The following is a 15,369-nucleotide window of genomic DNA, read 5'->3' as shown; positions in this document are numbered from 1 at the left end:
ATTTCTTTTTTAAAAGGAGACATCCAACCCGAAATATAGATTGGCCGGCATGATAGGTGCGTACACCATACCGCCATCAAAATAATTTCCGAACGGATTTTTTGCATCAATTATCGGTTGGTCTTGCGTATAACCCGTCAGGTTTTCACCTCCCAAATATACACGAATATTTTTATTGAAATTTCGGGAGATCTGTGCATTTAAAGTAGCAAACGACGGAGAATACTCTGGCAAGCGGTAGGCAACGGGGTTTGCAGACAGGTCAGGTAAGTTTTGCCTGCCCACCCATTGTAATGTCGCATCAAAACTCCAGAATCCGCCCCGGTCATTTTTACCTGTGGCATAAGCCGCATTGAAAAACCCACGGTGCTTCGCCATAAAAGGTACCGCTCTCCTACCGTTTGCGTAATCTGCCTGTACGTCATAGAGCTTATAGGCGACGCGCAGATCCAGGTTTTTAGCAGGTGAAAAATCCAGTTGCGTTTGGAAGCTGTTGGCATAAGAATCACCCTTCAGGTTGTAGAATACAATTCTGCTCGTCGATACATCCAAATCTGTAAGTACCTGATCCTGGAAATCGGTTCTGAAAAAATCTGCTATCAATGTCGCTTTTCTGTTGAAAAGTTTAAATTCTTGTTGAAGGCTGGCGCCGTAGTTCCAGGCGATTTCTGGCTTCAAACCATAAATGTCGCCACCGTTGCCGACGATTTCAATTACTCTGTTTGAGGCAAAATACTGCTGGCTTTCAGCAAAGATATTTGCTGTCCTGAAACCACGGCCGGCGGAAAGCCTTACTATCGTTTTGGGTGTAAGATCGTATTTAAAATTGATTCTTGGGGTAAACTGCGTACCTGCTAAATTATGGAAGTCTGTACGGGCTCCTGCAACTAAAGTATATTTAGTGCCGGTAAGGGTATACTCGAAAAACACTCCGGGAACTGTTTCGGTTCTGGTAAAACGGTCTTGGAGGTAATTCTCATCAAAATCATCATACAAAAAGCTAGCGCCTGTTTTATATTTATGATTGGTATTACCGAAAATGCTTTCAAATACAAGATTTGAATAAAATGTACGTTGCTCACCACGGTAGTTCCTGCGACCAAAAAAACCATCCTGCTGATAATACGTAAACTGGTTCATCAGTCCGAGGCTTTGGTAAGGTTTGCCTTCAAAAATATGGCCGGTCTTGTTCCAGATGTCGAATTTTGAGATGTCGATACCAATTCCGTACGCATCCTGTTGTGACGGGTTTATGTTTTTATCAAATGTTTTCTGACCGCCAAAGCGCTCATCTTTCACAAAACTGATACCAAAATGCGTACCCCAACCCTTATGTTCTAAATCATTATAATTCAGTAAATAAGCTACATTCACCTGATTTCCTGTCGGCTGATCCAGAAAGCCATCATCATTGGCATCCATCTTACCTAACGTTGCGTTACCGTGCAATAAAAGGCTTTGGTTCCAATGTTCAGAAAGCAAACTTGTGGACGTAATATTGGTTTCCAAACGGCCATTGATGTCGGCAAAAACATTCATTGCAGTCTCTGGCTGTTCATTAAATTTCAGTAGTTCAGTATTGATTTGCCCCGTGATGCTTTCGTAGCCGTTGGTAACCGTGCTACCACCTTTGGTAAGCTGAATGCCGCCAATCCAACGTCCGGGAATCAAATTCATCCCATACGGAGAAGCAAGTCCGCGGATTGAAGGCAGCAGTTCTTTGGTTAATGAGGTGTATTTCTGGTCCAAACCAAGCATTTTCAACTGTTTGGTACCACTGACAGCATTTGTAAAAGAGACATCCACCGTAGCATTGGTCTCGAAGCTTTCCGATAAATTACAACACGCAGCCTTCAACAATTCTTTCGAGCTGATATTAAAGGTAAGGCCTGTTTCTTTTTTATTCAGGGCTGTAGCTTCAGCCATTCTTATCAGTTTTACTTCCTCAATGGATTTATCTACGTGATCTGCATGCGCTACAAAATCTTTCTTTGCAACCGGGGTTTCTTCCAGATGCACAAGATCGCTCTTGATGCCAAGCGGAAGATCCCTGTCGTACAGACAGCAAGCGGGTAACACCGCATAAACCTGGTTGGTCGCGGTGTATTTTTCATTATCGTGGCCTGCATCTGCGATTTTTTTTAAAATGGCATCCGCTGAGGTTTTGGCGGTATCGAATCCCAGGGTTATGATTTGGGTTTCTGCATCCCAATGGGCAGACCCGGCACCGGCCGCCTGCGCCGCTTTTTCGATCCTGTTTTTACAGGAAACACAATTCCCACGTACATAGAACTGATTTTCAGCTTTCGCGGCAACTGAAGGTGTTACATTTCCACTAATCTCTGTCGGTAAAAAGGACGGTTGACGCGGATAAAGGCAGCAACCCGGAAGATTTTTATATACCTCATCCGGGGCGGCAAATTTTTCATTATCATGACCTACATCGGCTATTTGCTTCAGTATTTTTTCCGCTGAGGTTTTAGCGGGATCAAACTCAACGGCAAGCTGCTGTGTAACGGCATTCCAATTGGCTACCGAGGCGCCACTGTTTCTGGCAGTCGTTTCTATACGTTCTTTGCACATGCCACATTCGCCTTTCACCTTAAAGGTAGATTTTGTAAATGTTTGTGCGGCTATGGAATAGGAGAATAACAAAGTGAAAGCTACAAAGCTTTTCAATAAAATTTTCATTTATAAGTAAGTTTAATTTATAATCAAATAAGCCAAAAAACAAATTAATGGCTGTCTATCAATAAATTAAACCAATTTTGGCGGTTGCCAAATGTTTTGAAAGCGTGAGGTGAAAAAAGGAGGCTGATAGGTCGAAACCTCTGTTTTGGAAACATGAAATAACAGCCACGTGATTACAGGTTGATGCGGCAGGTACGTCATGACTACATTTACCGAACACGTATGGCAGTTTGCGCAACTGTTCCCACAATCTTTTTTACCGGATTTGCTGTCAGTTTTTTCTGAATGGCAGGATGATTTCTCTTCTTCCTGGCAGCAATCTTTTTGCTGGCCGCTTTTATCACAGCATTTTTCAGTGGGCGCTTTTGCATACAGCATTTGCTTGGGAATAATGAAAATCCCCAAACCTAAAACAATCAAGAAAATCTTTAATGATTTTAGCATGCCGGTGCAAAATTACACAAAATTAAAATATCTGGAAAACCCTGATGTCATGACAAATAGCATGTGCGCTGGGTATTTACAGTTCAATAGGATTGTTGTTTTTCTTCGCTTCCTCTTTCATTCTTTGTTCCATTTGCTTACGGCGGTCAGCGTCATTCACGCGGAACTGAGGTGCAGAAATACCGCCACGGCCGGCAGACATTGCCGCCTGCATGAATGAAGCAGGATCTTTACGGAATGCTTTTTCCTGCTTTTCATAATCTTTGCGTTTTACCTTTATTATATTACCGCGTTGCGGAAGTTCAGGCAGAGCAGCGATTTTTTTAGTTTCCTTAAGATCGAAGGAATAGTCGCCTTTGGCATCTTCTGCTTTGATGATGAGTCCCGGCAGTCCTGCAAATTTGTAAGGCCCATCCTGAAAAGGAAGATCGGTGGTAAACCAGGCAGCCCACTTTCTTCCACCGAAGGAGGTTTCGGCTTTCTGTGCCTTATATTCGCCAATCGTAGCAGTTTCGGGCAGGATTTTCCAATCCAGTGGGCGGTCTTCTTCATACGAATACTGGTCGCGGCCTACCCTTGAGGTGAATGTGGTAGTTCCTTTTATGGAATTCTTATCAATCGTATAATCCATATAAGACCTCAGGTTTTCCATCATATTCCGGTCAAAATTCATAGTACCGGTTTGCCGCATCCGCGAAAATATCGAATCGCGTTGCACCCTTTTTTCGCTATAGAAAACAGAAGAGCCTTGGGTTACATCCAGATAGGCAGTTTCAGTCTTGATGTTGCCTCGGTCAGTAGAATCAGTCTTCATAGTGACCTGATAAACAAATCGGTTAGCTTGTGAAAACACAAATTGGGTGAGCAATACGAATAGTAACAGCGATATTTTTTTCATTTTAAAACAATATGTGATGATAGATGGAAAATAAAGCGTAAAGTTAAATTTTTTTGTCTATCGAAGGCATAGACAAATGTACCGGCACAAGTTTGAGATTCATTATATTATTAGTAATTTTGCAGTCTAAAATCAGTCTAAATAAAAACAATGATAAAAGTAAGTAATGAAGCCAAGGAAAAGGCCATCCAACTGATGACAGAAGACGGCTTCAGACCTTTCGAAGATTATATCAGAGTCGGTGTGAAAAGCGGCGGCTGCTCGGGTTTGGAGTATGTTTTAAAGTTTGATAACGTGATGAATGAAACAGACCAGGTGTTTGAAGACAACGGCATCAAAATTATCATCGAAAAAAAATCCATCCTTTATCTTGCAGGTACCACACTGGAATATTCCGGTGGGCTGAACGGAAAAGGGTTTGTATTTAATAACCCCAATGCCAGCAGAACATGCGGCTGCGGAGAATCTTTTAGTTTATAAATTATGTCAAAATATACTGAAGACGACCTACGGGTTGATCTTGAAAATCAAAAATACGAATTCGGCTGGGAAACCGACATCGAGTATGAAGAGTTCCCTACCGGTCTTAATGAAGACATCGTAAGAATGATTTCGGCCAAAAAAAATGAGCCGGAATGGATGACCGAATGGCGGTTAGAGTCCTTCCGGATCTGGCAAAAAATGGAAGAACCCGACTGGGCCAACGTGAAATACGAAAAACCAGACTTTCAGGCGATTAAATATTATGCCGCACCAAAGAAAAAACCAGAACTCGCCAGTCTGGACGAAGTAGATCCTGAACTTCTCAAAACTTTTGAAAAACTAGGCATCAACATCGAGGAGCAGAAGAGACTCTCTGGCGTTGCGGTAGATATTGTAATGGACTCTGTATCCGTAAAAACCACTTTTCAGGATACGCTGATGGAGAAAGGCATCATCTTCTGCGCCATCTCCGAAGCCATACAAAAATACCCAGATCTGGTACGCAAATATATCGGTAAAGTAGTGCCCCGCGGCGATAACTTCTATGCGGCCCTTAATTCAGCCGTCTTTTCCGATGGCAGTTTCTGCTACATACCGAAAGGCGTAAAATGCCCGATGGAACTTTCCACTTATTTCCGTATCAACCAATCCGGCACCGGCCAGTTCGAAAGAACGCTCGTAATTGCAGATGAGGGCAGTTATGTAAGCTATCTGGAAGGCTGTACCGCACCAGCCAGGGACGAAAATCAATTACACGCCGCAGTTGTGGAACTTATCGCGATGGACCATGCGGAAATTAAATATTCTACCGTACAAAACTGGTTCCCCGGAGATGCTGAAGGAAACGGCGGTGTCTTCAATTTCGTAACCAAGCGCGGGCTTTGCGAAAAGAGTGCAAAAATCTCTTGGACACAGGTAGAAACCGGCTCTGCTGTTACCTGGAAATACCCAAGCTGCATCCTGAAAGGCGATAATTCTATCGGAGAATTCTATTCAATCGCGGTAACCAACAACCATCAGTATGCAGATACCGGCACCAAAATGATCCACATTGGCAAGAACACCCGTTCTACCATTATTTCAAAAGGTATTTCGGCCGGGAAATCGAACAATTCTTACCGAGGCTTGGTGAAAGTGATGCCTTCCGCAAAAGGTGCGCGTAACTTTTCGCAGTGCGACTCCCTGTTGATGGGCAATGATTGTGGCGCACACACTTTCCCTTATATTGAAATCAAGGATCCAAGCGCTCAGCTGGAACATGAGGCGACTACCTCTAAGATCGGTGAAGACCAAATTTTCTACTGTAACCAACGCGGCATTAATACCGAGAAAGCTATCGCGCTTATTGTAAACGGTTTCGGAAAAGAAGTCCTGAACAAACTGCCGATGGAATTTGCCATTGAAGCCCAAAAACTCCTGGAGATATCACTCGAAGGCTCTGTAGGATAACCATTGCGTGTCCTGTAATACAAAACTATATTTGAAAGCATATTATGTTAACAATCAATAACTTACACGCCCAGATTGAAGAAGGCGTAGAAATACTTAAAGGAATCAATTTACAGATAAACCCAGGCGAAGTACATGCCATCATGGGCCCGAATGGCGCTGGGAAATCTACCCTATCCTCTGTTATTGCAGGAAAAGAAGATTATGAAGTGACTGAGGGGCAAATCCTTTTCCAAGGTGAGGATATTGCCGAAGACGCACCGGAAGAACGCGCTCACAAAGGCATCTTCCTATCTTTTCAATATCCAGTTGAAATCCCCGGAGTTTCTGTAACCAACTTCATCAAGGCAGCGCTGAACGAAAACAGAAAAGCCCGCGGCCTGGAAGATATGCCTGCCAAAGAAATGCTGGCCCTCATCAGAGAAAACTCTGAGAAACTGGGTATTAAGCGTGACTTCCTTTCGCGCTCCCTTAACGAAGGTTTTTCAGGTGGTGAGAAGAAGCGTAATGAAATTTTCCAGATGATGATGCTGAATCCTAAACTCGCCATCCTTGATGAAACCGATTCCGGTCTTGATATTGATGCGCTGAGAATTGTGGCCGATGGGGTAAACTCCTTCCGTAACGAAGGTAACGCAGTATTGGTTATTACGCACTACCAAAGACTTTTAGACTATATTCAGCCAGATTTTGTACACGTTCTGGCAGACGGAAAAATCATTCGCACCGGAGATAAAACCCTTGCTCTGGAACTGGAAGAAAAAGGATATGATTGGTTGCTGAACTAAGCCTCAAAAACCAATTCCGACGTTCCCTTTAACGGTACGCGACAAACATCCTTCATTTCTTAAAACAAAACAAAATGGCATTATTAGAAAATATACAAGATAACCACGTAGCTTTTCTGCAGAACCTCCGCCACCGTTTTCTCGACGGGCAAAGATCTGACGCACTGAACAGATTTCTGCAAATCGGACTTCCTACGAAAAAAGACGAGGAATATAAATATACCAGCCTGAAGGAAATTACTGAGAAAAACTTCAGCCTTTTCCCGAAAGACGCCCACACCATATCAAAAGAAAAAATAGATGAACTGCATTTGGGAGAAGAAAACTTCGACTGGATCGTGTTTATCAACGGGCAACTTCACAAAGAATTATCAAAAATATCCATTGAAAACGTAGAGTTTCTGTCATTCAATTATGCACTGAACGATGCGAACTACATAGAAGTTTTCGAGAAGTATTTCGATACGATCACCGATAAGGATCTGGCCTTTACCAACCTCAACACCGCTTACTGCAAGCATGGCTTCTTCCTGAAAGTCCCAAAAAACGTGGTGATTGAAAAGCCCATCCATGTCTTCTACCTGTCCCAAAACCAGGAAGAAAATACATTCTACAACACCCGGAACCTTCTTATCGCAGAGGCCGGCTCGAAAGTGGAAATCATCGAAAGTCATCATAATTTTGATGAAACTTACGTACTTACCAATTCGGTTACCGAAATCTTCACTTACGAAAACGCAAAAGCCGACTGGCACAAGGTACAAAACGACAGTTCAAGCGCTTACCTTATCGATCATACCTTCGCAAAACAAGAGCGCGACAGCCTTACCACAGTAAATACTTTCTCCTTCGGGGGTAAATTGGTACGCAATAATCTGGATTTCATCCATAATGGGGAGAATATTAACTCCTTCATGAACGGGATCACCATTATTGGCGAAAACCAGTTGGTTGACCATCACACCGCCGTACACCACCGTACGCCGAATTGCCAGTCTTACCAAAATTACAAAGGTATTTATAAGGATAATGCACACGGGGTATTTAACGGAAAGGTGTTCGTAGATAAAATTGCCCAGAAAACCAACGCTTACCAGCAGAACAATAACATATTACTTAACGAAGGTGCCCGGGTAGATACCAAACCACAACTTGAAATCTTCGCAGATGATGTAAAGTGTTCCCACGGCTGTACCGTAGGCCAGTTGAATGAGGACGCGCTGTTCTACCTACGTGCACGCGGAATATCCAAGCGCGAAGCCCAGGCATTGCTGCTGTATGCCTTTGCGAATGATGCAATGCAGAACATCGATATTATTCCGCTGAAAGAAAAGATATCGCGCCTGTTGGCGGAGAAACTTGAAGTAGATATTACTTTTTAAATACAAAACGTGCCCAGCAGCACGTTTTTTTTATGGGGCGGACAATTCGGGCTCTACGCTACTACTCCTCGGCCGGCGGCTGCGCCGCCGACCTGCGGGGTAACCGCTGCGATCCCGGCCGCGGTTCGGTGATATATTTCAAATGCAGTTTAACCATTCAGATAACCCTCCAGGATCTCACACGCTGATTTTGGGAGATTGGTGCCAGGCCCGAAGATAAAATCAGCGCCGTTCTCATACAGATACTCATAATCTTGCTGGGGAATCACGCCACCCACAACTATTTTAATATCATCAGCGCCAAGACATCTCAGCTCCTCAACTACTTGAGGAACAAGCGTTTTGTGCCCGGCCGCTAAAGAAGAGACACCTAAAATATGAATATCATTTTCTACCGCTTGCTTTGCGACTTCCTGCGGGGTTTGGAAAAGTGGAGCTACATCCACATCAAATCCCATGTCGGCAAATGCAGTAGCTACTACTTTTGCACCACGATCATGGCCATCTTGTCCCATTTTCACCACCATGATGCGTGGGCGTCGACCTTCTTGGTCTTCAAATTTTTGTGTAAGGCCCAGTGCTTTTTCAAAATATTGGTTCTTGCCTGCATTCATCGCATAAACACCCTGTATGGTTCTGATATTTGCTTTATAACGCCCGAAAGCCTCTTCCATCGCGTCACTCATTTCACCCAAAGTTACACGGCAGCGCGCTGCCTCAATACAAAGAGCCAGTAAATTACCGTTTCCGGATTTGGCTGCTTCCCGGATTTTATTCAGGCTGTTGGTGACATCGGCTGCGTTACGTTCGCTTTTAATCTTATTGAGTCTTTCAATCTGTTTGCGGCGTACCTGTGTATTATCGATATCCAAAATATCAAGTTTCATCTGTGGTAGTGATGACCTAAAGGCATTCACCCCAATAATGAACTCTTCGCCACTGTCAATTTTAGCTTGTTTGCCGGCTGCGGCTTCCTCAATCCTCATTTTTGGTATCCCAGCTTCGATAGCTTTAGTCATACCACCTTCCTTCTCCACCTCGTCAATGAATCTCATCGCTTCATCAATCATCTGTTGGGTAAGACTTTCAACGACATGGCTTCCACCCATAGGATCTACCACTTCGCAGATGCCGGTTTCCTGTTGTAGGATGATCTGTGTATTTCTGGCGATTTTCGCGGAATAATCGGTTGGTAGCGCAATCGCCTCATCCAACGCATTGGTATGCAGGGATTGCGTACCACCTAATGCTGAAGAAAGCGCTTCTATGGCGGTACGGGTAATGTTGTTAAAAGGTTCCTGCTCGGTGAGGGACCAGCCAGAAGTTTGAGAGTGTGTTCTCAGAGCCAGGGATTTTGCGTTTTTAGGACCAAAAGGGGTAAGCAGTTTTGCCCAAATATAGCGTGCGGCGCGCATTTTAGCGATTTCCATAAAGTGATTCATCCCGATGGCCCAGAAAAAGGAGAGCGCGGCGCGAAATCATCGATATTCATCCCTGCCTTTATCCCGGTGCGTACATATTCTAGCCCATCTGCTAAGGTATAAGCCATCTCGAGGACCGGCGTCGCACCCGCTTCCTGCATGTGATAGCCTGAGATGGAGATGGAATTGAATTTAGGAATATGCCGTGATGTGTATTCGAAAATATCAGAAATTATCTTCATCGAAGGTGCCGGTGGATAAATATAGGTATTGCGCACCATGAACTCCTTTAAAATATCATTCTGAATGGTGCCAGAAAGTTTCTCCTGAGCGACACCCTGCTCCTCTGCGGCTACAATATAAAAAGCGAGAATGGGTAAAACGGCCCCGTTCATCGTCATTGAAACAGAGATTTCATCAAGCGGAATCTGATCGAAAAGGATTTTCATGTCCTCTACAGAATCAATGGCGACTCCTGCTTTTCCAACATCCCCTACCACGCGCTTATGATCCGAATCATAGCCACGATGCGTTGCCAAATCAAACGCCACTGAAAGTCCTTTTTGACCTGCCGCCAGATTTCTGCGATAAAACGCATTGGATTCTTCTGCGGTGGAAAAGCCTGCATACTGGCGGATTGTCCAGGGTTTCTGAACGTACATGGTGGCGTATGGCCCACGGAGAAAAGGTGCTGTACCTGCTGAAAATTTTTGTGAGGTCAGTTCAGCATCATCTTCAGCTGTGTAGCGGGATTTCAGTTGCAGGCCATCTTTCTCGAAGAAATAAGGCTCGGTGGATATAGATTTGAATGAAAAATCGGGTTTTTTAGTATGAATTTTTTTGCGCATTCACTTCGGGTGTTAAAAAAGTAAAGTTACAAAATTTCATGGGCTTGTATATAAATATCAAGCGCTAAAAAAAGTCCTTCATGTAGAAAGACTTATGTTTTAAGAGGTTTATTTGGTGATATCACCATCGCCATCGGTGGCATCCTTAGCGGCATCTTTTACTTTATCTGCGCCTCTTTCAATAGCATCGCCAGTATCATTCAGTGCTTCACCTACGGCAGTAGAGTCTGAAATTACCGGGACTGAATCGCTGTCTACCACCACTACTGCTGCGGTAGTATCTACATTAGCATCTGTATCTGTACTCACAGTTTCGGTTTTTTTACATGAAACTAAAGCGGTTGCGGCAAATGCCGCTGCAATAAACACGGACTTTTTCATAAGTTTAATATTTAATAGTGAATAATTTTAGGCTTGTGTACATAAACCATGCCTAAAATTAGGCACAAAAAAACGGGCGAGCCCGTTTGTGTTATTTTACTGCAGTAAATTACTGAGCTGAATCTGCGCCAGTTGTAGCAGTACCAGTACCAGTAGCTTCAGGAACAACAGTAGTGTTGATGCTGTCTGCAGAAGGAGTTGCAAGAGAGTCTGTAGTTACAGTTAATGTATCTGCAGTAACTGCCATAGAGTCTGTGTTATCTACATTCTCAGTAGTTTCAGATTTCTTACAAGATGTAACTGCGAAAGCTACCACAGCGAAGGCAACGAAAATTGATTTTTTCATAAATAATTAATTTTTTTGTTTAATAAGATCGAGGAGCAAATGTATATATTTTTATTGAATATCAAATAAATAATTAATAATTATCTTCTTCTCCTTTCATTTTTTCTGCATTTTCTGCCATGATCACTGCATCTATCATTTCCTGGATATCACCATTCATATAAGCATCCAAGTTATAGACAGACTTGTTGATACGGTGATCGGTAACCCGCCCTTGCGGATAGTTGTACGTTTTAATTTTGGCTGAGCGGTCACCTGTGGATACCATTGTTTTCCTTTGTGCAGCGATGTCGCCCTGCACCTTCTGCAGTTCTATATCATAAAGTTTGGTACGAAGCATTTCCATAGCCAACTCGCGGTTTGCCAACTGAGAGCGTGCCTGCTGACATACAACCACAAGTCCCGAAGGCTTATGCGTAAGCTGTACCTTGGTTTCTACTTTGTTTACGTTCTGTCCGCCAGCGCCACCCGAACGCGAAGTCTGCATTTCGATATCGGCAGGATTTAGTTCAAAATCTACTTCTTCCGCTTCTGGCAACACAGCCACCGTGATGGCCGAAGTATGCACCCTACCCTGAGATTCGGTCTCCGGAACACGCTGTACGCGGTGCACGCCGGATTCAAACTTCATGATGCCGTACACCCCTTCACCTTCAACTTTCAGGATAAGTTCCTTATATCCTTTAGAAGCTTCGTTGGCATCGGTAATCTCATGGCGCCAACCTTTTGATTTGAAGTACATCGCATATGCACGGTAAACATCCTCTACAAAAATGGCGGCTTCGTCACCACCTGTCCCAGCCCTTAACTCCAGGATGATATTTTTATCATCGGCAGGGTCTTTAGGGATTAACAGTACTTTCAGTTGTTCTTCCAGTCCCGGGATTTTTTCGAGGGCTTCATTTTTTTCCATTTTTGCCATCTCAACAAAATCCCTATCAGAGCCATCAGCGATGATCTCATCAGATTCCTCAATGGTATTCAGTGCCTGTTTATATTGATCGAAAACGGCTACTATTTTCCCTAAATCGCTGTATTCTTTATTTAATGAAGAATATTTCTTCTGGTCCGAAATAATATCGGGCTGTATGATAAGGTCGGCAACTTCGTTATAACGCTGCTTTATCGCTTCAAGTTTGGGAATAAGTGACTTAGACATTTGCTGTAAATTTGGGGGCAAAGATACGAAAAAGCCTTAGAGGTTACCACCAGGCAACCAACGGGATTTCGTGTGGATAAGAAACAAAAAATCAGATCCTGAAAATAGCATCTGATTCAATTTATATAGTGGTGCTTTGTGATTGCTTTTCCCGGAAATAATGTGGGAAAGCAATGACATCAACTAGTGATGACCATGACTGTCGTGGCTGTGTACAAATGGGCCGCGGCCTTTTGGGTTGCTGTACACTACTTCCACACCTTCTTGCTCGATAAGCGTTTTCCTTCTTACCTGTTCAGGATCAAATGGTGCCGTTTTCCCGAAATATTCGCGTAAACCAGAGGTGAGCCAAATGGGGATCACATAGCCAAAGAACATAAATATACACCAAAATCCGATAAGGAACATGATGACGAAATAAACCGTCCAAAGGAACTGATAGAATGGGAAAAATGAAGATAAGATCATTTCAGAAAAGATTTTAGGCAAAAGTAGGATAAATTTTGTTTTGCGCAAAGAAATTTGGTGCTTTTTCGCACGGAATTTAGATGACGTCGTGCACGAAAATATTCTTCTTTATTCTTTTTAGCAATAGATAGTACGTAATTTTAATTCTTCTCATCTTTTTTCATCGTTGTAAAGACCGGGATCTCCGCCTTTTCATTTATATTCACTTGTGTATGTAAGGCAAATATAAACAATTCGTCTGACAGGTTTGGCCTATCGGCTCACTTCCTATGGTAATAACCGTATGTTTGGCATACTGTAGTTTTTGCGCAGCCGGTCGGTTTTATCCGTCACCATCTTAGTTTTGCCTAAACTTAAATAAAATTTATGCGGCCTATAAAATGAAAGCCATCATCCCCTGAGCCTTCATCATTCCTTAAAAATGTAGTAACTTTACCTCTTATAAAAATAACTAATAATGAATTACAGAATCGAAAAAGACACCATGGGAGAAGTACAGGTGCCGGCAGATAAATTCTGGGCCGCCCAGACTGAACGTTCCCGTAATAATTTCAAGATTGGCCCTGAAGGCTCTATGCCCCACGAGATCATCGAGGCGTTTGCTTATCTTAAGAAAGCGCGGCTTATACCAATGCAGAACTTGGGGTGCTTTCCGCGGAAAAAAGAGACATGATTGCACAGGTCTGCGATGAAATTCTGGAAGGGAAACTAAATGACCAGTTCCCACTCGTCATCTGGCAGACAGGCTCCGGCACACAATCGAACATGAATGTGAACGAGGTGATCTCTAACAAAGCACATGTAAACAACGGTGGCGTTTTGGGTGAAAAATCTGTCATTCATCCGAATGATGATGTCAACAAGTCACAAAGCTCCAACGATACCTACCCTACAGCGATGCACATTGCCGCTTATAAAAAAGTGGTACAGCATACTTTGCCAGCTGTAGAGTTATTGCGTAACACCCTTCATGAAAAAGCTGAAAGCTTTAAAAATATCGTCAAAATCGGGCGTACACACTTGATGGATGCCACACCGCTTACCCTGGGGCAAGAATTTTCCGGCTATGTTGCCCAGCTTGATTATGCGATGAAAGCCATTACCAATACGCTGGATCATTTGCAGGAATTGGCATTGGGCGGCACCGCCGTAGGAACCGGGCTTAACACACCGAATGGTTATGACGAAAAAGTAGCGCAGTACATATCGGAATTCACCGGTTTACCATTCATCACCGCGCCTAATAAGTTTGAGGCATTGGCCGCACACGATGCGATTGTGGAATCCCACGGCGCACTGAAACAACTGGCTGTTTCTCTGTATAAAATTGCCCAGGATATCAGATTATTGGCTTCAGGACCAAGAAGCGGTATCGGTGAAATCTTCATCCCTGAAAACGAACCGGGCTCTTCTATCATGCCTGGGAAAGTAAACCCTACTCAAAATGAAGCGATTACAATGGTTTGCGCGCAAGTCTTGGGTAATGACACCACGATTTCGTTCGCCGGTACGCAGGGGCATTACGAACTGAATGTCTTTAAACCTGTGATGGCTTACAACTTCCTGCAGTCCGCACAACTTTTAGGTGACGCGTGCATCTCATTTAACGATCACTGCGCCGTAGGCATTGAAGCCAACGAGCCGAGAATTAAGGAACTTGTGGACAAATCACTGATGCTGGTTACCGCGCTCAACACCCATATCGGTTATGAAAACGCAGCTACTATCGCGAAAACCGCACATAAAAACGGTACTACATTAAAGGAAGAGGCCGTAAATCTCGGTTTACTGACCACCGAACAGTTCGATGAGTGGGTAAAACCTGAAGACATGGTTGGCAGCCTGAAATAATACAGACTATATACAATGAATCCCCTGATTATGGGGATTCTTTTTTTTATATATCAGACGCGGTAGCTTCAAAGAAAGCCTCTAACTCGCGCAGTGTTTCGGGGCTGGTTTGGATGTCTTTGATGAGCTCTCCCCTGTTCAGTACAACGATACGGTTGCTTACTTCAGTCGTATGTGCCAGATCGTGACTTGAGATCAGAAAGGTGACATCGCCTTTCTGCGACCACATTTTAATCAGCCTTTTAAGTTTGATTTGGGTAGACGGATCTAGGTTTGCGAATGGTTCATCAAGAATAATGATTTCGGGACTGCCGATAAGCGCACCTACAATGCCTACTTTTTTCTGGTTTCCTTTCGAGAGGTCTCGTACATATTTCTTAGCATCCAGGATTTCTCCGTTAAAAAAATCCTCGAACTGGGTAAGAAATTCGTTCACGGCCGCACGGTTTTGTCCGCGCAATTCGCCCAGGAAATAAAAGTATTCTTCGGGAGTAAGGTATCCGATCAGGAAGGTTTCATCAATGAAGGCTGAAACGCGGTTTTTCCAGGTTTCTTTTTCATTTACCTTATCACCGGCGATTTCCACATATCCCGACGAAGGCTCAATAAGATCGAGCAACAGCGAAAACAGGGTGGTTTTACCGGCACCATTGTTCCCGACAAGCCCGAAACTCTCGCCTTTAGGAATAATTAGACTTTCTATATGAAGTACTTTTCGGTCTCCATAAATTTTACTGAGATTGTTAATATGTATCATAAG

12 protein-coding genes and 2 pseudogenes are annotated in these 15,369 nt (G+C 43.5%); 5 read left to right on the top strand and 9 right to left on the bottom strand.

All coding sequences use genetic code 11. The features are described 5' to 3' along the window. Window positions 1-9 precede the first annotated feature (9 nt). From CO230_RS00270 to CO230_RS00265, 3 genes are all read right to left on the bottom strand, one after another. Window positions 10-2,691, bottom strand: a complete 2,682-nt coding sequence (locus tag CO230_RS00270) for a TonB-dependent receptor domain-containing protein (RefSeq protein ID WP_162989942.1) — start codon at window positions 2,689-2,691, stop codon at window positions 10-12. 66 nt (window positions 2,692-2,757) lie between these two features. Next, on the bottom strand, window positions 2,758-3,135 hold the full coding sequence (locus CO230_RS12120) for a hypothetical protein (protein ID WP_162989941.1): 378 nt from the start codon (window positions 3,133-3,135) through the stop codon (window positions 2,758-2,760). 76 nt (window positions 3,136-3,211) lie between these two features. Continuing rightward, window positions 3,212-4,033, bottom strand: a complete 822-nt coding sequence (locus CO230_RS00265) for a GLPGLI family protein (RefSeq protein WP_122026777.1) — start codon at window positions 4,031-4,033, stop codon at window positions 3,212-3,214. 150 nt (window positions 4,034-4,183) lie between these two features. On the opposite strand from CO230_RS00265, the gene CO230_RS00260 reads away from it, so the two are divergent. From CO230_RS00260 to sufD, 4 genes are all read left to right on the top strand, one after another. Further along, window positions 4,184-4,513 carry a HesB/IscA family protein gene (locus tag CO230_RS00260; RefSeq protein WP_122026776.1) on the top strand — a complete coding sequence of 110 codons (330 nt, stop codon included), beginning with the start codon at window positions 4,184-4,186 and terminating at the stop codon, window positions 4,511-4,513. 3 nt (window positions 4,514-4,516) lie between these two features. Then, the gene (gene sufB / locus CO230_RS00255; RefSeq protein ID WP_122026775.1) at window positions 4,517-5,965 is read left to right on the top strand and encodes a Fe-S cluster assembly protein SufB; all 1,449 of its coding nucleotides are present in this window, start codon (window positions 4,517-4,519) and stop codon (window positions 5,963-5,965) included. 44 nt (window positions 5,966-6,009) lie between these two features. Continuing rightward, window positions 6,010-6,753, top strand: a complete 744-nt coding sequence (gene sufC / locus CO230_RS00250; RefSeq protein WP_122026774.1) for a Fe-S cluster assembly ATPase SufC — start codon at window positions 6,010-6,012, stop codon at window positions 6,751-6,753. A 74-nt stretch (window positions 6,754-6,827) separates the two neighbouring features. Beyond that, entirely contained in the window at window positions 6,828-8,135 is a 1,308-nt protein-coding gene (gene sufD, locus CO230_RS00245; RefSeq protein WP_122026773.1) for a Fe-S cluster assembly protein SufD, read from the top strand. A gap of 149 nt (window positions 8,136-8,284) precedes the next feature. Here the strand turns inward: sufD and scpA are convergent. From scpA to CO230_RS00220, 5 genes and pseudogenes are all read right to left on the bottom strand, one after another. Further along, window positions 8,285-10,404: pseudogene (gene scpA / locus CO230_RS00240) on the bottom strand (methylmalonyl-CoA mutase). A 108-nt stretch (window positions 10,405-10,512) separates the two neighbouring features. After that, window positions 10,513-10,785, bottom strand: a complete 273-nt coding sequence (locus CO230_RS00235; protein WP_122026772.1) for a hypothetical protein — start codon at window positions 10,783-10,785, stop codon at window positions 10,513-10,515. Between the two features lie 109 nt (window positions 10,786-10,894). Further along, the gene (locus CO230_RS00230; RefSeq protein WP_122026771.1) at window positions 10,895-11,131 is read right to left on the bottom strand and encodes a hypothetical protein; all 237 of its coding nucleotides are present in this window, start codon (window positions 11,129-11,131) and stop codon (window positions 10,895-10,897) included. Between the two features lie 73 nt (window positions 11,132-11,204). Then, complete coding sequence (gene prfA / locus CO230_RS00225) at window positions 11,205-12,290, bottom strand: peptide chain release factor 1 (RefSeq protein ID WP_122026770.1); 1,086 nt, start codon at window positions 12,288-12,290, stop codon at window positions 11,205-11,207. A 183-nt stretch (window positions 12,291-12,473) separates the two neighbouring features. Then, complete coding sequence (locus tag CO230_RS00220) at window positions 12,474-12,758, bottom strand: hypothetical protein (protein WP_122026769.1); 285 nt, start codon at window positions 12,756-12,758, stop codon at window positions 12,474-12,476. Window positions 12,759-13,215: 457 nt separating this feature from the next. Here CO230_RS00220 and fumC point away from each other — a divergent pair. Next, window positions 13,216-14,609 (top strand): annotated as a pseudogene (gene fumC, locus CO230_RS00215) (class II fumarate hydratase). Between the two features lie 46 nt (window positions 14,610-14,655). On the opposite strand, the gene CO230_RS00210 reads toward fumC, so the two are convergent. Then, window positions 14,656-15,366, bottom strand: coding sequence for an ABC transporter ATP-binding protein (locus tag CO230_RS00210; RefSeq protein ID WP_122026768.1), 711 nt, complete (start codon window positions 15,364-15,366; stop codon window positions 14,656-14,658). Between the last annotated feature and the right edge of the window lie 3 nt (window positions 15,367-15,369).

The sequence above is a fragment of the Chryseobacterium sp. 6424 genome (assembly GCF_003692615.1).
Taxonomy (GTDB): Bacteria; Bacteroidota; Bacteroidia; order Flavobacteriales; family Weeksellaceae; genus Kaistella.
Note: the sequence above shows the minus strand (reverse complement) of the source record. Positions and strands in the feature narration are given on the sequence as shown.